Genomic DNA, 23422 nt, shown 5'->3' on the forward strand with positions numbered 1-23422 from the left:
TGCGTCTGGAACTTGGTAACGGCATCCTTGTCCGTTGTTAGTATTACCATTAGGGAGCATAGATAAATGGCTTTTAACGATTCGAACACGGCGAGAGCGCAAACGCGCAGCGAAGTAAGTAGTGTTAGCGCCAACAAAGTGCTACGCAACACCTACGCGCTATTGGCCATGACATTGCTATTCTCTGCAGTCACCGCTGGTGCCTCCGTAGCAATGGGCATCCAACAAATGAACATCTTTGTGTTCTTTATCGGTGCGTATGGGCTAATGTTCCTGGTACACAAGACGGCCAATTCAGCCGCTGGCTTGCTGGCTACTTTCGCATTCACTGGATTTATGGGCTTCACCCTCGGCCCCATCATTTCCGCTTATCTAACGTTGCCTAACGGCGGCGCGTTGATAATGAATGCATTGGCAATGACTGGTCTGACGTTCATAGGCCTTTCTGCGGTTGCATTAACCACTAAGAAAGACTTCAGCTTTTTAGGTAATTTCCTAATGGCGGGCGCCATCGTGCTGATATTGGCCATGGTAGCCGGGCTGATCTTCAACATCCCTGCGCTTTCTTTGATGGTTTCCGCTGGCTTTGTACTGTTTGCATCAGCCGCAATCCTCTACCAAACCAGTGAAATTGTTCACCGGGCGGGAGAGACTAACTATATCCTAGCAACCGTTACGCTTTATGTTTCCATCTATAATCTGTTCATCAGTCTTCTCTCGATACTAGGTATTATGAGCAACGACTGATCATCCCCGTAGTATTATCGCGACAGACCCTACTTGCTAGGGTCTGTTTTTTTTAGGGCGGACTGTGTCGAGATAACCCGATGGAGTATGGCTTATTGGTCATGGGGGCACCGTATAGTAGTGCAGCCCCTCATTCCGCGCTGCGATTTGCCCAAGCAGTGCTAGATAAAGGGCATCACATCAAGGGCGTTTTTTTCTATCAGGATGGCGTCCATAATGCCTCCCAACTGATGGCTCCTCCCCAGGATGAGCTCAATATGCGGGAAGCCTGGGTTGAACTGCATCGTCAACACGGTGTGGCATTGGATGTATGCATAGCGGCAGCGTTACGCCGTGGCGTGATGAGTGAGGCAGAAGCAAAGCGGCACGGGCGAGTGAATTTCAACCTTGCAGCACCCTTTGAATTAACTGGGCTAGGGCAACTGCTTGAGCTACAGCAGCGCTGTGATCGATTGATTACGTTTGCTTAGCACTGTGGCAGGGCATAGACGAACTGGTCGACAGGGCCTATAGGTGGAACTGAGAGATGGCTGAAGCAAATGAGCGACTCGTTGTTATACGACATGCACCCTATAGCTCAAGTGAGTTGCGGGAAGGCTTGGATGTAGCGCTAGTGGCTGCGGCCTTTGGGCAAGCGGTTAGTCTTCTGTTTTTAGGGCAGGGTGTGTTCGCGCTACTCAAGGAACAGCGGGTTGGTGCACCTGGTCAAAAAGCAACGCTGCCGACGATTGATATGTTAGAAATGTACGATATAGAAAACATATTAATCCCTACTGAGACTCTACAAGCCTTCAATATAACCGCTGACCAGTTGGTTGAGGGAGTTACCTTAGTACCGACTTCAGAAATGCCAGACCTATTTCAGCGTTACACTTATGTACTCAATTTTTAGCAGAGTAGCCAACACATGCTGCATATTCTGAATAAACCTCCTCATAGTGATGCTGCAGTGCAAATGCTCAACGCGCTGAGCAATGGTGACTCCGTCGTGTTAATTGAAGACGGTGTGCAGGCGGCGCTTTACCCTGAATGGCAAGGCTGGGCAACAAGTGCAGCTTCGATTTTTATGTTAGCCGAAGATGCTATCTCTAGAGGGATCCACTCTATTGCCATTACCCACGGGCTGCCCCTGATAGAGATGGATGGCTTTGTTGCGCTGACAGAGCAACATGAACAGATCATTTCCTGGTATTAAACATGAGTAATCAAAACTTATACCGTTATCTTGATTCGTCGCAAAATATCCAACTTGACCCTGAAGGATACCTAGTTGAGCAGCGGCAGTGGAGCCTTGAGGTTGCCAATTTACTTGCTGAAGATGAAGGACTAACCCTTACAGAAAAACACTGGGAAATTATTCAGCTAGTGCGCGATTTTTACATCCGTTATGAAATGGCGCCCGCCATGCGTCCCTTAGTTAAAGCCACGAAACAGGCTCTGGGTGACGAAAAGGGTAATTCGATTTATTTAATGACGCTGTTTCCAGGTAGTCCGCCTAAACGTATTGCTCGTATTGCTGGCCTGCCTAAGCCCACAAACTGTCTGTAGTCATTTTTATAGCTATTTTTAGCAATACCTAGTCTTGATGTTATACCAAGTCGCCGCGCGTACAAACGGAAAGCACGACCGCATCTTCAGGACTGGTAGAGACAAGGGCATGCCCCATATCACTATCAAAATAGATACTATCGCCTTCGGCGAGCATGAGTGGAGCGTAAAACTCTGTGTAGAGTAAGATATCGCCTTCTAAGATCATCAAGAATTCTTCACCGTCATGTCGCACCCATTGATGATACTCATCAAAACTGCGTGCTCTGACAATGGTTTTGAATGGAATCATGCGTTTTTGTGCAAGCTGATGCCCCAGCAGCTCATGCTCGTAAGTGGGAGTAGGGTGCAATTGACCTTTGCCTTTGCGGGTAAGGTCTCTACGCCCCATGGTATAGCGTTCTCGCTTTGGCGGCGTAAATAACTGGGGCAGGTCGATGTTCAGGCCGGTAATCAGCTTTTGAACCACACTGAACGTTGGCGACACTTGGTCATTTTCGATCTTGGAGAGCGTTGACCGTGCTAAGCCTGTGCGCTGACTAACGTCTTCCAGTGTCCACTGGTTAGCCAGGCGAATCTGTTTTAATCGTTCACCCAGGCGTAAAGGTTCCACAAAGGGCTTTCGCCCTGAGGCGATGCGCAGCGCAGCATGCTCTTCAGAAGTAGCGGTCATAAAAAATCACGTGAGTAAACGTCAATGAGACCGCATGTTATCACAATCGCCGAGTACCGAAGTTGCACAGTATCAACATCACACGGTCACTACGGAACATCCGTAAAGGGCAACCCCAATAAGGCTTTTAAGTGAGCTTCTGCACCGCTAGCAAGGGTTTTCGGGTTATACCCTCCCTCAAGTACTGAAACCACGCGGTTTTCTGCATAAAGAGCTGCAATTTCCATTGCCAGGTGCGTTACCCAATAGAAGTCCTCATCTTCTAAACAGATGTCACCCATAGGGTCGTCGCGATGGGCATCGAAGCCAGCAGACAGCATGACTAAATCTGGTTTGAACGCATGCAGGGCGGGAAGCCACTGCCGCTCGATAATGCGTCTAAACTCAGTACTGTCAGTGCCTACTTCCAGCGGCGTGTTCACCACATTCTGCCATTCACTGCGTAAGTAGCGCCATGGGTAAAACGGGTACTGGAAACTAGTGCACACCAGCACCTCAGGATCATTTTTGAAGATATCAATAGTGCCATTGCATTGATGGACATCGAAATCGAGGATCGCGATACGCCTAGCACCATATTTGGCTTTTGCATGGGCAGCACCGACGGCAATATTGTTATAGAAACAAAACCCCATCGCATCAGCAGCTTCTGCATGATGCCCAGGTGGACGTACTGCACAAAATACGTTGTCTGCTTGGCGTTTAAACACTTGGTCAACCCCGCGGATGACTGCTCCTGCAGCCACTCTTGCCGCTTTTAAGCTATCGGGGTTCATCATTGTGTCGCTATCTAGTGTAACGATACCTTCTTTTGGCAGGCACTTTTCTAACGCATTGAGGTGCCTTGTTGGGTGCACTCTTGCCAATGCCTCGTTACACGCTTCTTTGGCATCCGCTTGCATGGTTTGTTGGAGAAGGCCAGCAAGAGAGAGACGCGCGCGTATCGCCTAAAGCCGTTGAGGGCTTTCAGGGTGCTCAGGACCCATGTGGTGCAATGCGCAGTCTGGGTGGGTAAGGTAGGCAGTAATCATGCAAGCACTCCGAGGACAATATCGACACCTTAATCGTCCCAGGGGCTTGCGCGACACTGTCAATAAGTCGTACACAGTGGTTATTAATTTCAGGGGAGACGCATTCGTGAGCACACGTTTTTTGCATCATTTTTTCGACCCGCGCACAGTGGCCGTGTTCGGTGCCTCTGAAAAGCCAGCCTCATTAGGTGGTTTGGTACTCAATAACCTTCAAGAGGGCGGTTTTAGGGGAAAAATGTGGGCAGTCAATCTTAAAGGGTATGACACAGTATTCGGCGTGGAGTGTGTGCGCACAGTTAACGAGCTGCCTGAAATTCCTGATCTAGCCGTTATTTGCTCCCCTATTGATGGTGTCCCTAGTCTTATTAAAAAACTTGGGCAGTTTGGTGTTAAGGCTGCTTTGGTGCTTTCCGGTGGTGCTTACCTTGACCGTGAGACGGGTAATAAGGGCTCTATCCGGCAACGTATGCTGCAGTCAGCGATAGAGTCGGGGATTCGAGTATTAGGGCCAGAGTGCATGGGCCTGATCGTGCCAGGCAAGAAACTGAATGCCTCCTATGCCAGCCAGCCAGTTCAAGCGGGTAAGGTAGCCTATCTAGGACAATCGGGCATGTTGGCAAATGCGATGATTGATTGGGCAGCTGGCCGCGACGTTGGCTTTTCACACTTGATCACGGTGGGTGACAGTGTCGATGTGCTGCTGCCAGATTTGATTGATTATGTGAATCAGTTCTCTCCAGCGCAAGCGATTCTGCTGCATCTTGAACGCGTGATGGATGCCCAGCACTTTATGACCTCCGTGCGTGATGCATCGCGTAACCGCTTGGTCGTCGCCATCAAGAGTGGGCGAACGCCGCAGTCAGATATTTCGGGTATGGCTCCCACGCCAGGTATTGCTAATCGTGATGTGGTTTTTGACGCGGCCTTCGCCCGAGCGGGCGTTGTTCGCGTCAATGATTATGATGAATTGCTGGATGCGCTTGAAACCTTATCGCGCATGAAGCCGCTTCGCGGCGACCGTTTGGCTATTGTGTCCAATGGCTTAGGGCCTGCCATGCTAGCGATCGACAAACTGATTAGTGCTGGCGGTAAACTAGCGGAGTTTACCGAAGAGACGCAACGTGTGTTGCATAAAAGCCAGGTAGACATGAGCAAGCCCGGTGAAAATCCAGTGGATTTAGGAGGCAACGCGACGCCAGAGCGTTTTGTTGAAGCACTAAAGATTGTCACTGCGGATCCGAATGTCGATGCAGTACTGGTGGTTCACGCGCCGACTCGCTTATCCCCGTCACTGGCCACCGCTCAGTCGCTGATTGATCATCGAAAAACGTTTAAGCGTAATTTGCTGACTAGCTGGATGGGGCTGAAAGAGGCTCTTAACGCTAGGCATGTGTGCAATTTGGCGGGGATACCCACCTATACATCGCCAGAAAAGGCAGTGAAAGCATTTATGCATATGGTGGACTATCAGCGTGTTCAGGCGCTGCTGCATGAAATTCCGCCTAGCTTGCCATTTTCTACCAGCGTAGAGATTCGCGCGGAGTGTCGCGCGCTAATTAAAAATGCCAAAGCGGAAGGGCGGCAAACATTGACCCATTCTGAAACGGCCCAGGTATTAGAAGCCTACGGTATTCCCGCCGCACCTAGTGTCTATTTGGCTAATCCTGAAGAGGCATTAGCAATGGCGGATCATTTTCCTGGGCCCAAGGCGCTAAAAGTCATCCACGAAGGCAATTGCCGACCTTATCGCTACCGCAAGCATCCCCATAAAATATCCGCGGGCTTACTGCAAGATTTAGAAACACCGGAACAAGTTGCCGAAGGGATCCGTCAGCTAGGCGATAAAGTGCGCGAGAAATTCCCCGAATATGCTATTCGCGAATACTGTTTGCAGCCAATGCAGCGGGGCAAACACTCAATGCAGATATGTGCCGGGATCACTCGTGATCCTGTGTTCGGTCCGCTGATTGTTTTCGGGATAGGCGGCTACAAAGTGAACGTGCTAGCGGATCGTCAGATTGCGCTCCCGCCGCTGAACATGAGTTTGGCCGCGGACGTGGTGGGTAGAACTCATGCGGCTTCATTGATTCGCGAGCATTCGGCCGACCCCGAACGAGATATCCAGCGGCTCTGCCAACTGTTGGTCAAGCTATCCCAAATGGCGTCTGACTTGGGCGACTTGAGGGGGCTTGAACTCAACCCTCTGCTGCTGAACCGTGATGGGATGTTAGCAGTGGATTTTGCCATGGACTTAGGCACGCCCGCGCGTTTTGCCATCATGCCTTATCCTGAAGAGCTACGTGAGTGGGTAACGCTGAAAAACGGCTGGCAGGTAGAGGTTCGTCCCATTCGAGCGGAAGATGCGCCGTTGATTACGACGTTCCACCGTCAGCTGTCAGAGGAGAGTATTCGATTTCGTTATTTCCACAATAAATCCAACTTAACCCAGCGTGATTTGTCGATTCTGTCGCATATTAACTACGATCGGCAGATGGCCTTTATTGCCGAACATCAGCACGATGACGGGAGTAAAGAGATGTTGGGCGTTGTGCGTGTATGGAATGATCCCGACAATATCCGTACGGAATTTTCTGTCATTATCCGTGACGACTTACAGGGTCTGGGTATCGGTAGTCTGTTGATGAAGAAGATGATCGATTACTGCACCAACATTGGCACGCTCGAAATGATCGGCAAAATTATGGTGGACAATCATCCCATGCGTGCCTTGATGAAGCACTTGGGCTTTAGGTGTCGCTACAATATGGAAGAGCAGGTGATAGATGCCGTACTCCGGTTAAATGAACCTGAAAGTGAATGGCAGCGCCACAGGCTGGAGAGCCAGCCTGACTAGGCTTTATGCACACAGGCTTAGCGAAACCAGCAGAAACCTAAATAATAGTAGGCCTGCCTTTTTCTGGGGCAGGCCTATTCATGAGCTTGGTAACAGCGGGTGATGATAAAGCCTACGTTACGGTGCTAGGCGGAAGCGGCTCCAGTCGCCGCCATCACGCCGTTCAAAGCGCAGGCGGTCATGAAGGCGACTAGGCTGTCCCTGCCAGAACTCAATCATTTCTGGTTTAACTCGATATCCGCCCCAATGATTCGGACGAGGAATATCTTGGCCTTCATAGGCCTGTTCAAAGCGTTTTTGGCGTTCTTCAATCCAGTTGCGGTCAGGAATCACGACGCTCTGGGTAGCAATCCAGGTACCCAGCTGGCTGCCACGCGGCCGGCTCGAAAAGTATTCATCAGACTCGGAATGAGCCACCCGTTCAACGGGCCCTTCGATACGGACTTGGCGCGACTGCGAAGGCCACCAAAAGGTAATGGCGGCGAAAGGTACATTGCTGAGTTCACTGCCTTTGTGGCTATGGTAATTGGTAAAAAACACCATACCTTTCTCGTCAAACCCTTTCAGCAGTACGACACGGGCATGGGGGCGTCCCTGGCTGTCTACTGTAGAAAGGGTCATTGCGTTACCGTCTTGTCCTTCTGTTTCCAGCGCTAGGCTAAACCACTCATCAAACAGCACAAAGGGGTCGTCGGGGGCCTGGGCTTCATCAAGGTGCCCACCTTCATAATCGCGCCTAATATCAGCTATATTGCGTGTCATTGAATACTGCTCCCTTTAAATTTTGTTCATGTTCGCTGGTCTGTTCGTAAAGCTCAAGCCCTGTCTCTCAGCCCTGCTTACACGCTCTATTCAGAAGCCCAGGCCAGAGGTTGATGGCGTTATGGCTAACTTAAAGTTGTTTGATTGTATAACGCGTCGACTACGTTCTGTAATGCGTTATATCAGAATCATTGAAGAAATGAGAAAATGTATGAATAGAAGATAAAGGGCAACGTGATGCAGAATGATAGAAAACAGCTGGCTGTTTGGGATGTGTTTATACGCTTATTTCATTGGTGTCTGTTGGCAGCGGTGATCATTTCGTTTTACACCACCAAAACCAACGGTGCACCATTTTTGTTTCCGATTGAGGTTCACGCCCAAGCTGGCTACATCATTATTGGTTTACTGGTATTTCGCGTGTTATGGGGCGTATCAGGCTCTGCTTATGCTCGCTTTAGTACGTTTATTTATGGGCCTAAGGACACGGCAATTTATGCCAAAGCGCTGCTAAAGCGGCGTGCACCACACTATGCAAGCCACAACCCCCTAGGCGGCTGGATGGTGGTACTTTTGTTGCTCTCACTGAGTTTTCAGGCAGCAAGTGGACTGTTCCTGAGTGACGATATCTTCTTTCAAGGGCCGCTTTACGGTTTGCTGGGCCGAGACGTGAGTAGCGGACTGGCCAGCTTGCATGCGCTAAACAGCGATGTGCTGCTTATACTCATAGGAATGCATCTTGTGGGCATCATTGTTCATGCTCTGCAAGGAGAGCACTTAGTGCCTGCAATGGTGACGGGCATCAAACGTTTCACTAGCGAACCGATAGATATAAAACCTGCCCACCGAACTAAGCATCGCTTATTTGCGCTAGGTGCTTTTTTAGTTGCGGTAGGCGTCTGTGGCTGGCTATGGTTTTACCCCTATTAGACAAACAGAGAACTAGTTAAGCTTACCCTTGGCGCTGCTGGCGACTGCGAAAACGTGCGTACGCCATACAGCCAGTGAATAGCATCAGTGAGATAACCGCTTCAAGCACGCCGCGTATACCTTGATCTGGCAAGGTCGCAAGCATGACGCCTTGGGTAAAGTAGAGCAAGCTGACAAATGCTAACCAGGCATGCCCTCTGGCACGCTGGCCAATGATGGATGGCAGAAAGAGCACGAGAGGCAGTACAAATGCGACCACTGGACGCCAGTTAAAGGTATCGCCCTGAATTAAAAAGCCACGGTAGATAACCAGAAGCAGCAAAATGACAAAGCTGACGAGCACCAGTTGCCTAGCTTGCTGTGTGAGCTTGTCCAGTCCATGACGAGTTTCGAGACCTTCTAGCCACTGCCTCATGCCGTTTCCTCCAGGCGCATTTTATGTAGCGCTCGCGTCAGCCTAGCCAACCGTTTGCCTTGAGCAAGACACAGTTCGCGCTCGTGTTCATTGACCGGGCGGTCGCTACGTGCGCCAGCGACATGGCTAGCCCCATAGGGAGTGCCGCCAGCCTGGGTTGCGAGCAAAGCTGTCTCATTATAAGGAATGCCTGCATAAACCATACCGTGGTGCAGTAATGGAATTAGCATGGTGAGCAGCGTGCTTTCTTGGCCACCGTGAAGGCTTGAAGTAGATGTAAATGCACAGGCAGGGTTATCAATTAACGCGCCATTCATCCATAAGCTGCTGGTGGTATCTAAAAAATATTTAAGTGGCGCAGCCATGTTGCCAAAACGTGTAGGGCTGCCCAATGCCAATGCGCTGCAGTGGCGTAAATCCTCAAGGTCTGCATAAACCGCTCCCTCGGCTGGAATCTCGGGGTCAACGGCTTCACACGTAGTGGAGACCGGGGGCACTGTACGAAGGCGTGCTTCAACACCCGTGATGCTTTCGACACCTGCTGCAATTTGGCGTGCCATATCCGCCGTGGCTCCGGAGCGCGAATAGTAAAGAATTAAAACAAACGGCGTGGAATCACTCATGAGGTATCCTAAAAATAACGACGTAAAGAGGGCACTGCGTTGTCTGCTTATGGTACCAGAGCAACCGGTTGTACAGGAGATGAGTTAAGCAATTGGCTAAGCGTAGGCAGTCGCACGTAAACCCATGCTGTTGAACCGTCAGAAAGCGTTTGTTTGACCCGCTCATAGCGAACGCCCAAGCGCTCATAGCGGTCCAGTCGCAATAACTGATCAGCGGTTACTTCTAACCGCAAGCCTTCTACATGACTATCGGCATCGGGAGCCAGGTCCAGGCCTTCTTTTGTAAAGCCCTCGAGCCGTGCTGCTTGCGGGTCGCCTGAACTGCCCATAACTATCCAGCGCACGGGAGAGTAGCGCAGCGTGCCGTACACGAAGACACTGTGGGTACGCTTTTCAATGACCGGCAAGTGGGAAGGGCGCTCGTAAAACCACGGGCTCAGCATTGTCAGCCAGAGCCAGCCTGCCATACCGATCATTAGTGCTATCCCGCAAGCGATAAAACGTTTTAACCAAACCATGCCCACTCCTTTCATTACGTCTGCTACACAGCGTGGCGTTAGATGTTAATGAAAACAAGTCTTAAGCAATGTCGGCGGGTTTGCTAGGATAGGTACTCTACGCTTAGGCATTAGCCCCTATCGGAGGAGCCTGTTATGAATCAATCACTTCGTGATGAGATGGATTTCAGTGCGTTGGTTGGCGATGTAAAGCCGCTACCCAAGCATAACCGCGCAGATACAGGCACCCAACGCCAGCGGCCAACAGAGGCCCAGCTGGCTCGACGTGAGAGTGCTGAAGAGCGGTTAGAAGAGCGTAACTTCTTATCCGATGATTTTGTTGATCTGTTACCGCCCTTTGACCCGATTGAATACCGCCGTGAGGGTATTCAGCAAGGTGTAGTCGATAAACTGAAGCATGGTGGTTACAGTGTTCAGGCGCAATTACATCTTTTACGGCGACCTTTGGCAGAGTGCCGCAGAATGCTGTTCCCGTTTATTCATGAAGCGTACGCCCACGACCTTCGCTCTGTGCTCATTGTGCATGGGAGAGGCCGAGAAATAGACAGCCCTGCGAATGTCCTGCGTTCCTATTTGGCTAAATGGCTTACTCAATTCGATGAAGTGCAAGCCTATGTTTCTGCGCAGCCTTCGGAGGGCGGCCTTGGTGCCACCTGGGTTATGTTGCGTAAAAGTGATCGTGCCAAGTCTAACAATCGTGAACGCCAGCAAAAACGTCGCGGTTAACATGCCATTCTTTATCAAGCAAAAGGGCAGCTGAGAAGCTGCCCTTTCTATTTCTATTTCTACTTCTATCTCTTTCGATCGCGGTTATTGCTTGCTGTCCGCTAGGCGGCGTTCGAACAATGCTTGGCGTTGCTCAACATCGGTTTGGTAGCGGACGCTAAACATGTTCAACGCGCGAATGGCATCGTCAGGATGCTGATCATCACGCAGGGCCATGGCGGTAAAGCCGCAGCGGCGCATGTAATCCAACTGGTCGACCAAAACATCACCGACTGCACGTACTTCGCCGGTATAGCCGTAGCGTTCGCGAAGCAAACGGGCCAGGGTATAGCCACGTCCATCCGTAAACGCTGGGAAATCAATGGCTATGGCACTGGTACTGCTCAGCTGCTGGCCAAGTTCCGTGGTTAACTCGGTGTCGCTTGAGAGCAGTGGCGCTAGCTCGGCATCGTCCTGGTTCGCTTGCCACAAGACCAGCGGTACAAAAGCGGGACGCTGTTCAGGAAGCGTTTCTGCGTCATAGGACACACACCACGCATTTTCTGCTGCCAGTTCACCATCAGCGATCAGATGGTCGACATGTACTGGCGTAAGCTCAACCGCATCAGTTTGAGTGTCATTGCTGGGCATAAACACGCTCCTTAAAGGGTTTTAAGCCAATACGGCGATAGGTGTCGAGGAATCGCTCGTCTTCGTGACGTTCGGCCACATAGACTTGGAGTACTTTATCGACAACGTCCGGCACGTCTTCGCGGTAGAAAGAGGGTCCAAGAATTTTACCTAACGACGCATCGTCAGTTGAGTTACCACCAATCGAGATCTGGTAATACTCTTCGCCTTTTTTATCAACGCCTAATATGCCGATGTGGCCAACATGGTGGTGCCCACAGGCGTTCATGCAGCCTGAGATATTGAGGTCCAGTGGACCGAGGTCGTATAGGAAATCCAGATCCTCAAACCGCTCCTGCAGTGCTTGAGCGATAGGGATGGAGACCGCATTGGCCAAACCGCAGTAGTCGCCGCCAGGGCAGCAGATAATGTCGTTCAGCGTACCCACTGTGGGGTTGGCCATGCCCAGTGCGTCGAGCTCTTTCCAGAGTGCTTCCAGCTCGTCGACGGGAACGTCAGATAGCACCAGATTCTGCTCGTGAGTAACGCGTACTTCACCGAAGCTATAGCGATCCGCCAGGTCGGCTACTGCTTCCATCTGGTCTGCAGTGACGTCGCCAGGCGCGTGTTCGCGGCGCTTAAGCGAGAGAGTCACGGCTTTATAGCCCGAAACTTTGTGGTCGGTGACGTTATTTGTCACAAAACGAGCTAGGCTGCGATTTTCGCTGCGCAGCTGTTCGAAGTCGGCTATGGCACTCTCAGCAACCGGACGACGCGCTGGCTCAGGGAAGTGGATCTTGGCCGCATCAACCGCTGCTTGGTTGAGTGTTTGCGGGCCATCTTTAAGATGCGCCCACTCTTCGTCAACGCGGCGACGAAACTCTTCAATGCCCAGTGCTTTGACCAGAATTTTAATACGTGCTTTAAACTTGTTATCGCGGCGACCAAACTGGTTATAAACGCGAACACACGCTTCCAAATACGTTAACAGGTGCTGCCAGGGAAGGTCTTCGCGCACCACATCGCCAATCATCGGCGTGCGGCCAAGACCACCACCTGCTAGCACTTTAATGCGTACTTCACCGTCTTCGTTGCGCCATAGCCGAAAGCCGATATCGTGCACTTGGATGGCGGCGCGATCCTGTGCGGCACCGCTGACGGCAATTTTAAATTTGCGCGGCAGATAGGCAAACTCAGGATGCAAAGTAGACCACTGGCGAATTAATTCACACCAAGGGCGTGGATCTTCCACTTCATCACCCGCGATACCGGCAAACTGATCGCTGGTGGTATTACGGATACAGTTGCCGCTGGTTTGAATAGCGTGCATTTGTACTTTGGCTAGATCTGCCAAAATATCGGGCACGTCTTCCAGTGCCGGCCAATTCAGCTGCAAGTTTTGCCGTGTTGTGAAGTGGCCATAGCCACGGTCATAGCGGCGAGTAATGTCCGCTAATGCACGAAGCTGCTCCCCCGCCAGCATGCCGTAAGGAATGGCAATTCGCAGCATAGGCGCATGCTTCTGAATATACAGGCCGTTTTGGAGTCGCAGCGGGCGAAACTCTTCTTCTCCCAAACGTCCGGCGCGGTAGCGGTCCATTTGGTCACGAAACTGAGCAACGCGCTCGTCAACCAACGTTTGGTCGTGAATATCATAACGGTACATGTGGCACGATCCTGCTAAAAGCGAAATGGTCACGTCGAGACGGACGGTAATGTGCCGTCACCTTAACGCGGGCGTCATATTCTACAAAAGAATATATAATTATCTTTTTATCGCTAAATGGTATTTGCGGTTTATAAGTCATAGCGCTTGAGCTAACCAGCGTCGACGCTGCCAAACCCATAAGAAGCTGCCGGAATTGAGTGAGCGGTAAAAGAGTTGCACTAACCACACACCGAGTAGCCCATATCCCATTTCAATGCCTACCCACCAAGCCAATGGTAAGAATACCAACCACTGTATACCCAAAGTAAGCAGCATCACTGTTCGCTGGGCGCCAGCGCCCATTAACGCCTGGGCCAACACAAGGGCGGCAGCATCCAGCACAATCATAAGGCCAGTAATTTGTAACGGTAGAGTACCCAGCTGAATGAGCGAAGGGTCTTCGAAGAAAATAGTCAGAACAGCTGCAGGGAACAAGAGCATGGGGAGTGCCAACACTGCCAGCATAACGCCTGCGACGCTTAGAGCATCGATTCCCCAGCGGTGTGCCGCCTGTTGATCATCCCGCCCTAACGCTTCTCCTACCAGACTCATTGCCGCTACGCCAACCCCAACCCCAGGTAAAATAAGTAGTAACGACAAATTCACTAGCACATGGCCGACGGCGACACTCTCCGTGCCCATCTTGGCTAATAGCCAGAACAGCACCACATAACCTGCGGCAAACCACACTTGTTGCATTGAATGAGGAAACGCAAGAAATAGCGTCGTGCGTATTGAGTGCAATGTTTGCTTCTGTTGGGCAAGTGCATGGGCGTTATAGGTCACTCCGGCCCAAATAATCAGCCCCAGCAGTATCGACAGTGTCGTGCCAATACCCGCGCCAATGGCACCTAGTTCTGGGAGGCCGCCAATGCCGTAAATTAACCCCGCACTAGCGATTACGTTAAGCACATGCACAATCACGATAATTCGTAGGTAAAGGTGCGTGTGTTGCCGCCCGTTCCAGTAGCCGCGAAAGCAAAGTGTCAGGGCAATCGCCGTTAACGAAACAACGCGCCAGCGGAAATACTCAACGGCAATCGCCATCACGTCATCTGCTGGCGTCATCAGCTGTATTAACCAGGGAGCCTGCCACCACGCGAGGAACGACAATGGAATGCCAACCATAACAGCGATGAGCAAGCCCGAGTGCAGTGAGCGTGTCAGCGGGAAGTGTCCTGCGCCCAGGTCTTGAGAGGTTTGCGACTGGACGCTGGAGGAGAGGCCAAAGACCAGCGCTGTCATCATAAACATGGCATAACCGCCGATACCAACGCCTGCTAATGCCTCTTGGCCTAAATGGCCAACTAGCGCAGCGTCAATAAGATTAAGCATGCTCTGTGAGAGCATGCCCAGCATGATGGGTAAGGCTAAGCGCATAACCTTACCTTGGCGGCGTACCACAGGTGACATTAGCTAGGGTCGTAAGAGAGCACCGGAGATAGCCAGCGCTCCATTTCCACTAACGGCATCTGCTTACGCTGCGCAATTGCTTCTACTTGATCTCGGGTAATTTTGCCGGTAGAGAAATATTTTGACTGTGGGTGTGCGAAGTACCAGCCAGAAACCGCCGCCGCAGGCCACATAGCAAAGTTCTCGGTTAGTGCCAAGCCGGTGTTTTCTGTCGCATCAAGCAGCCGGAACAGCGTGGCCTTTTCGGTATGGTCAGGGCAGGCTGGGTAACCAGGAGCAGGGCGGATACCCTGATATTTCTCGGCAATTAGCGCGTCATTATCCAGTGTCTCTTCAGGTACGTAGCCCCAAAACTCTTTGCGCACGCGCTCGTGCATGCGCTCGGCAAACGCTTCTGCCAAGCGGTCGGTTAACGCTTGCACCATAATAGCGTTGTAATCATCGCCGGCCGCTTCGTAGGCTTTGGAGAGCTCGTCAACGCCATGTCCAGTGGTGACGGCAAAACCGCCAATCCAGTCGGCTTTACCGCTTTCTTTGGGTGCAATAAAGTCCGCCAGGCTGTAGCAAATACCGTCACGCCCTTTGGTGGTCTGCTGCCGAATGTGGTGCAAGCGCTCAACTACCTCGGTACGGCTTTCATCGGCATACACTTCAATGACATCGTCATCGACGCTGTTAGCGGGCCACAGGCCAATGACGCCGCGCGCCTGAACACGCTTTTCGTCGATTAGTTTGCGCAGCATCACTTTAGCATCTGCAAACAAATTGCGCGCAGCTTCCCCGACTACCTTGTCTTCAAGGATTTTGGGGTACTTGCCGGCGAGCTGCCAACTCATAAAGAACGGTGTCCAATCGATTCGTTCAACCAGTTCTTCAAGATCGTAGTCATCGAAGGTTTTGAGGCCCAATACTTGAGGTTTAACCGGGGTAAGGCTGTTCCAATCCGTGCGGAAGCGCCGTTTACGGGCTTGGGTATAATCCAGGTCTGCGGCTTTAGGGCGGCGTTTGGCGTTACGCTCGCGCACTTTTTCGTACTCTTCGCGAATCTCGGCAACGTAGGCGGCTTTAAGATTCGGTGCCAGTAAACGGCCTGCAACGCCAACCGCCCGGGAGGCATCGGTCACATAAATCACTGGGTGATCGTATTGTGGCTCAATTTTTACGGCAGTATGGGCTTTGGAGGTAGTAGCACCACCAATGAGCAGCGGCAGATTCATGCCCCGGCGCTTCATTTCTTTAGCAACATGCACCATTTCATCGAGCGAAGGGGTAATCAGTCCTGAAAGCCCAATGATGTCAGCATTATGGTCTAGAGCGGCCTGGAGAATTTTTTCAGTGGGCACCATTACGCCAAGGTCGATGACTTCATAGTTATTACACTGCAGCACTACGCCGACAATGTTTTTACCAATGTCGTGAACATCGCCTTTGACCGTGGCCATTACGATCTTGCCTTTGGCCTTGGTCTCTTCGCTTTTTTCCGCTTCGATATAGGGTATCAGGTAAGCAACCGCCTGTTTCATGACGCGCGCCGACTTAACCACCTGGGGCAGGAACATTTTACCTGCACCAAACAGATCGCCGACCACGTTCATGCCATCCATCAACGGGCCTTCAATGACTTCGATGGGGCGGGCCGCTTCGGCGCGTGCCTGTTCGGTGTCATCTTCTATATACGCCGTTACGCCCTTAACCAACGCGTGCTCGATACGCTTATTGACTGGCCAGCTGCGCCACTCTAGATCCTCTTTTTTAGCCGCGCCGCTACCATCGCCCTTGTACTTGTCGGCAAGGTCAAGCAGCCGTTCGGTGCCATCGCTACGACGGTTAAGTACCACGTCTTCTACTGCATCACGCAGTTCGGCGGGTAGGTCGTCATAAACCGCCAATTGGCCCGCATTGACGATGCCCATGCTGAGGCCCGCACGAATGGCGTGGTAAAGGAACACCGAGTGAATGGCTTCACGTACTGGATTATTACCCCGAAATGAAAACGAGACGTTCGACACGCCGCCCGAGATCATCGCGTGGGGCAGGTGCTCACGAATCCACTGGGTGGCCTCAATGAAGTCAACGGCGTAGTTATTGTGCTCATCAATACCGGTAGCGATGGCAAAGATATTAGGGTCAAAAATAATATCTTCCGCCGGAAAGCCGATGTCATCGACCAGCAAGCGATAGGCGCGCTCACATATTTCAGTTTTACGCGCAAAGGTATCTGCTTGGCCTTCTTCATCAAACGCCATGACCACAATGGCGGCGCCAAAACGGCGACATTTGGTGGCTTGTTCTCGGAACGCGGCTTCGCCTTCTTTCAGCGAGATAGAGTTAACAACCGCTTTGCCTTGAACGCACTTAAGGCCCGCCTCGATGATGTCCCATTTAGAGGAGTCGATCATGATCGGAACGCGAGCGATATCGGGTTCGCCAGCGATTAAATTCAGGAAGCGAACCATTGCTTCCTGAGACTCCAACATGCCTTCATCCATGTTGATGTCGATAATTTGCGCGCCGTTTTCTACTTGCTCCAGGGCGACTTCCAGCGCAGTGGTGAAGTCTTCTTCGACGATTAACCGCTTAAAGCGCGCCGAGCCGGTCACGTTGGTGCGCTCACCTACGTTGACGAACAGCGAGTCGGCTTCAATATTGAAGGGTTCTAAGCCAGACAGGCGACACGCATGGCTGCGCCTAGCCACTTTGCGGGGCGCCATCGAACTGACTGCCTCGGCGATGGCTTGAATATGCTCAGGGGTTGAGCCACAGCACCCCCCAATAATATTGACCAGTCCACTTTCCGCGAACTCGCTGACAATGGCCGCCATTTCCTCTGGGGTTTGGTCATACTCACCAAACTCATTGGGTAGGCCCGCATTGGGGTGCGCAGAGACAAAGGTATCGGCTTTAGTGGAAAGTTCTTCGATGTAAGGGCGCAGCTCTTCCGCACCCAGAGCACAGTTCAAGCCAACTGAGAGCGGCTGAGCGTGGCGAACAGAATTCCAGAATGCCTCGGTGGTTTGGCCAGAAAGCGTACGCCCTGACGCATCGGTGATCGTGCCGGAAATCATCACCGGCAGCCGAGTGCCTAAATCATCAAACAACTCTTCAAGCGCATAGATGGCGGCTTTGGCATTCAGTGTGTCGAAGATAGTCTCGATCATAATAAGATCGGCACCGCCTTCGATTAATGCGCTTGCGGCTTCGTAATAGTTCTCGCGAAGCTCGTCAAAAGTGACATTGCGCTTAGAAGGGTCGTTGACATCCGGCGACAGAGACGCAGTGCGCGAAGTTGGCCCAAGTACACCAGCGACATACCGCGGGATATTGGTTTCAGCAGCCACGGCGTCGCAAACGTTGCGTGCCAGGCGTGCCGATTCGCGATTTAACTCGGGCACCAGATCTTCCATGCCGTAATCTGACTGGGAAAGACGCGTGCTGTTAAACGTATTGGTTTCGATAATATCCGCGCCAGCTTCTAGATAGTCGCGGTGAATACGCACCACCAGATCTGGACAGGTAAGCGCTAATAAATCGTTATTACCTTTAAGATCCGACGGCCAGTCACGAAAGCGGTCACTACGGAAATCGTCCTCGCTGAGTTCGGCGTTCTGCAACATGGTACCCATGCCGCCATCCAAAATCAGGATACGTTGGGCAAGGCGTTGGGTGAGGGAAGCAGTCAAATCACTAGCAGCCATGGCAGGGGGGAATCTCCAGCGTCTCAGTCGAAAAGGATATTTTTATAGTCGTCGTCATAGTGTGAGCGGCGCCTATCATAACAAAGGGCACACCATAGGGCAGCAAGTGCGGACGTGAAGTTATTGCAGTATCTTAATTAGGCGCGCTCATATACATAAGCAATAGCCTACTAAAATAGTCGGGATTGTGCTGGCGAGCAGTTTTGCTTACCATAGGCGTTAATGAAATAGTTATAAATGACATGTGATGTGGCCACGCCACTACCACGGGAGGATAACATCCCTTATGACCGCGACTATTGAAACTGATACCCAAGGTATTGATATTACTGACAGTGCTCAGGAATACCTTGCTGAACTGTTGGAAAAGCAGAACGTTGAAGGCATTGCCGTACGTATTTTTATCACTCAGCCCGGCACGCCTTACGCGGAAACATGTTTAGCCTATTGCCGTCCAGGTGAGGAAGAGCCGACGGACGTTAAGCTCGAGCTTGAAAAAATTAACGTATTTCTCGATAAAAACAGCTTGGCGTTTTTAGATGAAGCGGTTGTCGATTTTAATGCGGATCGTATGGGTGGCCAGTTAACCATTAAGGCCCCTAACGCTAAAATGCCCAAAGTGAATGCGGACAGCCCGTTGGAAGATCGCATTAACTACACGCTTTACAGTGAGATTAACCCGGGGCTGGCGGCTCACGGTGGTGAAATCAAGCTGGTCGAGCTTACCGAAGACAAGATGGCAATTCTTGCCTTTGGCGGCGGTTGCCAAGGCTGTGCAGCGGTAGATTTAACGCTTAAAGACGGCGTAGAAAAAACACTGATGGAGCGCATCCCTGAGCTAGCCGGTATCCGGGATGTTACCGATCATACGGATACAACGAACGCCTATTACCGCTAATGAAATATTAGTTGCGTCGTGTTCGCTTCGAAAAGCCCAGCAGAGTATTGCTGGGCTTTTTTATGCGCAATGGATCACTCGTCAGATGAGTTGACGTCTTTTTCCTGTGAGGAAAGCGTCTCAGGCAGGGCCGTTAACTGCGCCTGAAGGGCTTCCATTCGTTGCCAAAGCTGTTGCTGCCAGTTTTCATCTTTAAGGGCCGCTTGGTGCTGCTGTTCTAGTGACTGGTAGGCTTTATCAACCTCACTCTGTAGGCTGAATTGTTGCTCCTTTAGCGATACGTTGATGCGCTCAAGCTCATCAATACGCTGTTGCAAACTGCCGTTGTCTAACTGGTAGTGCTGCAGTGTCTCTTTTTTTAGCTGAAGCTCTTTCGCCAAGCTGTCTGACCGTTGCTCCATCTGTTGAAGACGCTTCTGCAGAGCTTTTTCTTCTTGGGCGCGCTCTTGCCTAAGTGTATCTAGCAGCGCCATCAGCTTTCCTTCAGCTGCTTCGTTACGCTGTTCTTCCTGGGCTAACCGCTGTTCCCATGTGATTTGTCGTTGCTGCTGCTCTTCAGCAAAGTGCTCTTTTAGCGCGGCTATATCATGTTCGGCTTTGGTAAAACGTTGTTGATACTGCTTGGCGTCATGAGTGGCTTGCGCTGCCTGCTGTTGCCATTGATGTTCGCTTGCTTGGCTGGCAGCCAGCTCACGGTTCAGTGTTTCCAGGCGTTGTTCTGTATGCCGCAAATGTTCTGCAAGGGCGCTTTCTCGTTGTTCCGCATTCGCTGTCTGCTGAAGTGCTTCGGCGGCTTCCTGCTGGGCGCTCTCTCCCTGCCGATTAGCATCTTCACGATAGTGGATGAGCGCTTGATTGGCGGCCTCTTGCGCTTCTCGCCATAGCTCGCTTGCCACGTTAACGATAACTTCTGGAACGCCTTTAGGGGGCGGAACGTCACGGTTTTGCTCACGTTCAACGCGCCAACTTCGGAAATGTTCACTGATCGTCGTGAAGCTGCCCGTTCCCAGTACTTCGCGAATACGTTGAACGCTTGGGGTGTCGCCGCGAGCGAGCAGGGTATCGATTGCTTGTTGAACATCACTGTATTGAATGCCGCTGCGAGCCATGGCGCATATTCCTATCAGATTGATAACGCTATTTTCATAGGGTTTGATTAAAATTACAATAATTACGTAATACATAAAACGTAATATTATTTACATTGATGCCTATTAATTCAAGATTACTGCCATAACCTTGAATTTTAGTGCTGATAAGGTCACACTTAACCCATTGAAAAAGAATGCAATGTATATGGGGGAAGCAAAGAGATGCCCAGAGAGGTGGCAAAGCAGCAAGTGCCAGCAAGCAAAGGCCTGGAAAAGGGCAACTGGTCTGATTTGCTGGCTAGGTTTTCTGTACCCGATACTCAGCGAATTGACGCTCAGTTAATTGATGCCAAAAACGACGTTGAGGCTGTAGCTGCGTGGCTCCGTGAGTATCAAGACAGTCATCAAACATTGAAAAGTTACCGCCGAGAGGCCGAGCGCCTGTTGTTTTGGCTGGCCAGCCAAAACAATTCGTTATGTGACATGAACCGTGAAATGTTGCGTCACTATGAGGCTTTTTTAGAAGACCCTCAGCCAGCTGAACAGTGGGTAGGGCCAACTAAGCCTCGCCATCATGCGCAATGGAGGCCTTTTCGGGGCGGGCTTTCGCCAGCAAGTCGACGACAAAGTCTGATTATTCTGCAGGGCTTATATAGCTGGCTGGTGGAAGCAGGGTGGGTGAGCCACAACCCGTTCGTATTAATGCGTGACAAGGCGAGGCGACTGAATAATCAGACACAGACAATTGAGCGCTACTTAGAGCGCGATCTTTGGGTATGGTTTTGGCAGTGGCTGAATGCAACAATGAACCCCGCCACTGAACGCGAAGCTTATGAGCAGGCGCGGTGCCGGTTTATATTTAGTTTCGCTTATTTGTTAGCGCCGCGTATTAGTGAAATGGCCAACGCGCGGATGGATGACTTTCAGGAAAACGAGGGCCGTTGGTGGTGGGTGGTGGTGGGTAAGGGGAACAAGCTTGCGCGTATTCCAGTACCCGATGACATGCTTGAATGTTTAATCGAATGGCGAGAGGCGCTTAAGCTGGAGGGGCTACCTAGTTACCATGAGCCTACCCCGCTAATGCGAGCGCTGGATAAGCAGCGCGGAATTACTGACAACCAGCTTTATCGGTTGATTAAAGGTGTATTTACACAGGCGGCTGATGCGCTAGAGGCGCAAAACGGCAAGCCTGCCTATGTGAGTGCGCTACGCCGTGCAACCCCCCACTGGTTGCGGCATACGGCGATCACGCATCAAGCGCAATCGGGAGTAAGCCTGCGCTATCTAGCGGAGAGTGCCCGCCATTCTAAGCTGGATACGACTAGTCGTTACTTACATACCGAAGATAATGAGTGGCATCAAGAACAGCAGCGCCATCGTTTGAAAACAGCCCCCAAAACGCCTTCTGACCCGTTATAATGGGCATGATATTGAGACACCAACCTAAAGGAAACGCCATGGCAACTTCAGGCGCTGAGCTGGCCCAGCAGGAACTGGTCGAAGAGTTTGAAATATTTGATAACTGGATGGATCGTTATCAATACATTATCGATATGGGGAAGCAGTTGCCTGACTTTCCGGAGGATCAGCGAACTGAAGAGTTTAAGATTCAGGGCTGCCAATCTAACGTATGGATGTGTCACGAAGAGCAGGGCGACAGGCTTATCTTCAAAGCAACATCGGATGCGGCCATCGTTTCAGGACTGATTGCGTTGCTGCTTAGAATCTATAGCGATCGCACACCTGATGAAATTAGCCAAACCGAACCTCACTTCTTGAAAGATTTAGGTTTGGATAAGCACTTATCTCCTACCCGTAGTAACGGCTTTCATGCCATGTTAGAGCGTATTTACCAAGTGGCAAAGCAGCCGTAATAGGCGGTCGTAGTAGGGAGTGGATGCGCATTATCAGCGTCGATGATTGCATTTGGAGTGCGGCGGCGCTGTTAAATCGGGGTCTTCTCGACACAATTGTTCGCTTCTACCGCCAGGCACCGGGTCGATACCGCCGGTGCTGCCTGGATGGCATCTTATAATGCGCTTTAACGCCATCCATCCTCCTTTGAAAGGGCCGTGCACTTGAATGGCTTCAACGGTATAGGACGAACAGCTTGGCCAAAATCGACAGCGCGGCCCCAGAAGAGGGCTGATTGTGTATTGATAAACCTTAATGCAGCCAATCATAACGATGGCAAGTGCTTTCATGCTCCAGCGCTTTGCTAGGGCTAGCAGCCGTAACACTATTTCTTGCCGTAAAGTGCCGCTGGGTCGATAAGCGGCTCGCTCGTAATCGCCGCACGCGCCTCGTTGACCGATAAGTAAAAACAGCTGCGTCGACCGGTGTGGCAAGCAGGCCCCGTTTGGTCAACCTGTAGCAATAGCGTATCGCCATCGCAGTCGAGTGCGGCAGTTTTTAGCTGCTGCTGTTGACCAGAGGTTTCGCCTTTGCGCCACAGCTTTTGACGCGAGCGTGAATAGTAGCAAACACGCTGTGTTGATAGCGTTTCTTCAAGTGCCTCCCGGTTCATCCACGCCATCATTAATACTTCACCCGAATCAAACTGCTGGGCGATGGCCGGAAGCAAACCATCTTCGTTAAAGCGCACTGCATCAAGTAGAGTTTCCGTCCCGGGCAAGGTATCGGAAGGGCTAGCAGACTCTAGGGCTTTGAATAGGTCGCGTGGGGCTAATTGGTCAAAACGGGACATTACTCATTACTCGCAGGTCGGCAATTTTGGCACAAGCCTTGAAGCTCAATCGTTTGGCGCTCAACGTTAAATCCTTGACGCTTAGCTAAGGCTGCCAGTTGGTCACTTATTTCATCTAAGTGAAGTTCTTCAACATAGCCACATTGGCGACAAATCAACAGCTGAAAGCCGTGGATATGTTCGGGGCATGCGCAGGCCACATAAGCGTTCTGGGACTCGATGCGATGAACCAGGCCTTGCTCGATAAGAAAGTCGAGAGCACGGTATACCGTAGGCGGTCTTGCGGCGGCATGTTCAGTGGATAGCTGGTCTAACAAATCATACGCTTTAAGGCCGCCACCATTCTCCGCAATCAGTTCTAATACCCGGCGGCGAATAGGTGTAAATCTAACGCCACGGGTATGACACTGGGACTCCGCTTGTTGTAATAGCGTATTAGCTTCTGTCATTAGGGCACTCGTTGAACGGAATATG

Annotated in this window: 24 protein-coding genes and 1 pseudogene; 11 read left to right on the forward strand and 14 right to left on the reverse strand. The window is 51.3% G+C overall.

Translation table 11 applies throughout. The features are described 5' to 3' along the window. Positions 1-66: 66 nt before the first annotated feature. From REH51_RS18245 to REH51_RS18265, 5 genes are all read left to right on the forward strand, one after another. On the forward strand, positions 67-747 hold the full coding sequence (locus REH51_RS18245) for a Bax inhibitor-1/YccA family protein (protein ID WP_009724389.1): 681 nt from the start codon (positions 67-69) through the stop codon (positions 745-747). Positions 748-827: 80 nt separating this feature from the next. Next, positions 828-1217, forward strand: a complete 390-nt coding sequence (tusD, locus tag REH51_RS18250; RefSeq protein WP_009724390.1) for a sulfurtransferase complex subunit TusD — start codon at positions 828-830, stop codon at positions 1215-1217. Between the two features lie 56 nt (positions 1218-1273). Next, positions 1274-1639, forward strand: a complete 366-nt coding sequence (gene tusC / locus REH51_RS18255) for a sulfurtransferase complex subunit TusC (protein ID WP_009724391.1) — start codon at positions 1274-1276, stop codon at positions 1637-1639. 15 nt (positions 1640-1654) lie between these two features. Next, positions 1655-1942, forward strand: a complete 288-nt coding sequence (tusB, locus tag REH51_RS18260) for a sulfurtransferase complex subunit TusB (protein WP_009724392.1) — start codon at positions 1655-1657, stop codon at positions 1940-1942. A gap of 2 nt (positions 1943-1944) precedes the next feature. Beyond that, a complete protein-coding gene (locus REH51_RS18265; RefSeq protein ID WP_009724393.1) occupies positions 1945-2295 on the forward strand; it encodes a TusE/DsrC/DsvC family sulfur relay protein in 351 nt (116 codons plus the stop codon). 40 nt (positions 2296-2335) lie between these two features. On the opposite strand, the gene REH51_RS18270 is transcribed toward REH51_RS18265, so the two are convergent. Further along, entirely contained in the window at positions 2336-2968 is a 633-nt protein-coding gene (locus REH51_RS18270) for a helix-turn-helix domain-containing protein (RefSeq protein WP_009724394.1), read from the reverse strand. 89 nt (positions 2969-3057) lie between these two features. Next, a pseudogene (locus REH51_RS18275) lies at positions 3058-3999 on the reverse strand (histone deacetylase family protein). Between the two features lie 106 nt (positions 4000-4105). Between REH51_RS18275 and REH51_RS18280 the strand changes: the two are divergent. Then, positions 4106-6853 (forward strand): bifunctional acetate--CoA ligase family protein/GNAT family N-acetyltransferase, encoded by a 2748-nt coding sequence (locus REH51_RS18280; RefSeq protein WP_498936512.1) that lies wholly within the window; start codon positions 4106-4108, stop codon positions 6851-6853. A 117-nt stretch (positions 6854-6970) separates the two neighbouring features. Here the strand turns inward: REH51_RS18280 and pdxH are convergent, their stop codons facing one another. Then, a complete protein-coding gene (gene pdxH / locus REH51_RS18285; RefSeq protein ID WP_009724397.1) occupies positions 6971-7615 on the reverse strand; it encodes a pyridoxamine 5'-phosphate oxidase in 645 nt (214 codons plus the stop codon). Between the two features lie 237 nt (positions 7616-7852). Here pdxH and REH51_RS18290 point away from each other — a divergent pair, with 237 nt between their 5' ends. Continuing rightward, positions 7853-8545, forward strand: coding sequence for a cytochrome b/b6 domain-containing protein (locus REH51_RS18290; RefSeq protein ID WP_009724398.1), 693 nt, complete (start codon positions 7853-7855; stop codon positions 8543-8545). Between the two features lie 22 nt (positions 8546-8567). Here the strand turns inward: REH51_RS18290 and REH51_RS18295 are convergent, their stop codons facing one another. From REH51_RS18295 to REH51_RS18305, 3 genes are read right to left on the reverse strand one after another with little or no spacing between them, the layout of a single operon-like run. Continuing rightward, entirely contained in the window at positions 8568-8960 is a 393-nt protein-coding gene (locus REH51_RS18295; RefSeq protein ID WP_009724399.1) for a DUF2069 domain-containing protein, read from the reverse strand. Then, on the reverse strand, positions 8957-9583 hold the full coding sequence (gene wrbA / locus REH51_RS18300) for an NAD(P)H:quinone oxidoreductase (RefSeq protein WP_498936514.1): 627 nt from the start codon (positions 9581-9583) through the stop codon (positions 8957-8959). The genes REH51_RS18295 and wrbA overlap by 4 nt, the downstream gene beginning before the upstream one ends. A gap of 47 nt (positions 9584-9630) precedes the next feature. Continuing rightward, positions 9631-10101, reverse strand: coding sequence for a gamma-glutamylcyclotransferase family protein (locus REH51_RS18305; RefSeq protein WP_009724401.1), 471 nt, complete (start codon positions 10099-10101; stop codon positions 9631-9633). Between the two features lie 135 nt (positions 10102-10236). Here REH51_RS18305 and smrA point away from each other — a divergent pair, with 135 nt between their 5' ends. Further along, a complete protein-coding gene (gene smrA, locus REH51_RS18310; protein ID WP_009724402.1) occupies positions 10237-10827 on the forward strand; it encodes a DNA endonuclease SmrA in 591 nt (196 codons plus the stop codon). An 84-nt stretch (positions 10828-10911) separates the two neighbouring features. On the opposite strand, the gene REH51_RS18315 is transcribed toward smrA, so the two are convergent. The 4 genes from REH51_RS18315 to metH form a co-directional block, all read right to left on the reverse strand. Beyond that, positions 10912-11457: a DUF934 domain-containing protein gene (locus tag REH51_RS18315; RefSeq protein ID WP_009724403.1), complete on the reverse strand. Its 546-nt coding sequence runs from the start codon at positions 11455-11457 to the stop codon at positions 10912-10914. Further along, complete coding sequence (locus REH51_RS18320) at positions 11444-13102, reverse strand: nitrite/sulfite reductase (protein ID WP_498936517.1); 1659 nt, start codon at positions 13100-13102, stop codon at positions 11444-11446. Before REH51_RS18320 ends, REH51_RS18315 begins: the two co-directional genes overlap by 14 nt. A 138-nt stretch (positions 13103-13240) precedes the next feature. Further along, positions 13241-14557: an MATE family efflux transporter gene (locus REH51_RS18325; protein WP_009724405.1), complete on the reverse strand. Its 1317-nt coding sequence runs from the start codon at positions 14555-14557 to the stop codon at positions 13241-13243. Next, on the reverse strand, positions 14557-18252 hold the full coding sequence (gene metH / locus REH51_RS18330) for a methionine synthase (protein WP_009724406.1): 3696 nt from the start codon (positions 18250-18252) through the stop codon (positions 14557-14559). Before metH ends, REH51_RS18325 begins: the two co-directional genes overlap by 1 nt. 286 nt (positions 18253-18538) lie before the next feature. Between metH and nfuA the strand changes: the two genes are divergently transcribed. Further along, positions 18539-19150: a Fe-S biogenesis protein NfuA gene (gene nfuA, locus REH51_RS18335; RefSeq protein WP_009724407.1), complete on the forward strand. Its 612-nt coding sequence runs from the start codon at positions 18539-18541 to the stop codon at positions 19148-19150. Positions 19151-19224: 74 nt separating this feature from the next. On the opposite strand, the gene REH51_RS18340 is transcribed toward nfuA, so the two are convergent. After that, positions 19225-20259 carry a DNA-binding protein gene (locus REH51_RS18340; protein ID WP_498936519.1) on the reverse strand — a complete coding sequence of 345 codons (1035 nt, stop codon included), beginning with the start codon at positions 20257-20259 and terminating at the stop codon, positions 19225-19227. A gap of 204 nt (positions 20260-20463) precedes the next feature. Here REH51_RS18340 and REH51_RS18345 point away from each other — a divergent pair, with 204 nt between their 5' ends. Together REH51_RS18345 and REH51_RS18350 are read left to right on the forward strand one after the other, a co-directional pair. After that, the gene (locus REH51_RS18345) at positions 20464-21660 is read left to right on the forward strand and encodes a tyrosine-type recombinase/integrase (protein ID WP_498936521.1); all 1197 of its coding nucleotides are present in this window, start codon (positions 20464-20466) and stop codon (positions 21658-21660) included. A gap of 38 nt (positions 21661-21698) precedes the next feature. Beyond that, positions 21699-22115: a SufE family protein gene (locus REH51_RS18350; RefSeq protein WP_498936522.1), complete on the forward strand. Its 417-nt coding sequence runs from the start codon at positions 21699-21701 to the stop codon at positions 22113-22115. A gap of 33 nt (positions 22116-22148) precedes the next feature. Here the strand turns inward: REH51_RS18350 and yidD are convergent, their stop codons facing one another. Genes yidD through REH51_RS18365 form a run of 3 tightly spaced genes read right to left on the reverse strand, consistent with a single transcriptional unit; the run spans position 22149 to position 23397 of the window. Beyond that, on the reverse strand, positions 22149-22445 hold the full coding sequence (gene yidD, locus REH51_RS18355; protein WP_143759776.1) for a membrane protein insertion efficiency factor YidD: 297 nt from the start codon (positions 22443-22445) through the stop codon (positions 22149-22151). 35 nt (positions 22446-22480) lie between these two features. Next, positions 22481-22948, reverse strand: coding sequence for a phosphoribosyl-AMP cyclohydrolase (gene hisI / locus REH51_RS18360; RefSeq protein ID WP_009724413.1), 468 nt, complete (start codon positions 22946-22948; stop codon positions 22481-22483). Next, on the reverse strand, positions 22948-23397 hold the full coding sequence (locus REH51_RS18365; protein WP_009724414.1) for a transcriptional repressor: 450 nt from the start codon (positions 23395-23397) through the stop codon (positions 22948-22950). The genes hisI and REH51_RS18365 overlap by 1 nt, the downstream gene beginning before the upstream one ends. Positions 23398-23422 lie beyond the last annotated feature (25 nt).

The sequence above is a fragment of the Halomonas bluephagenesis genome (genome assembly GCF_054790765.1).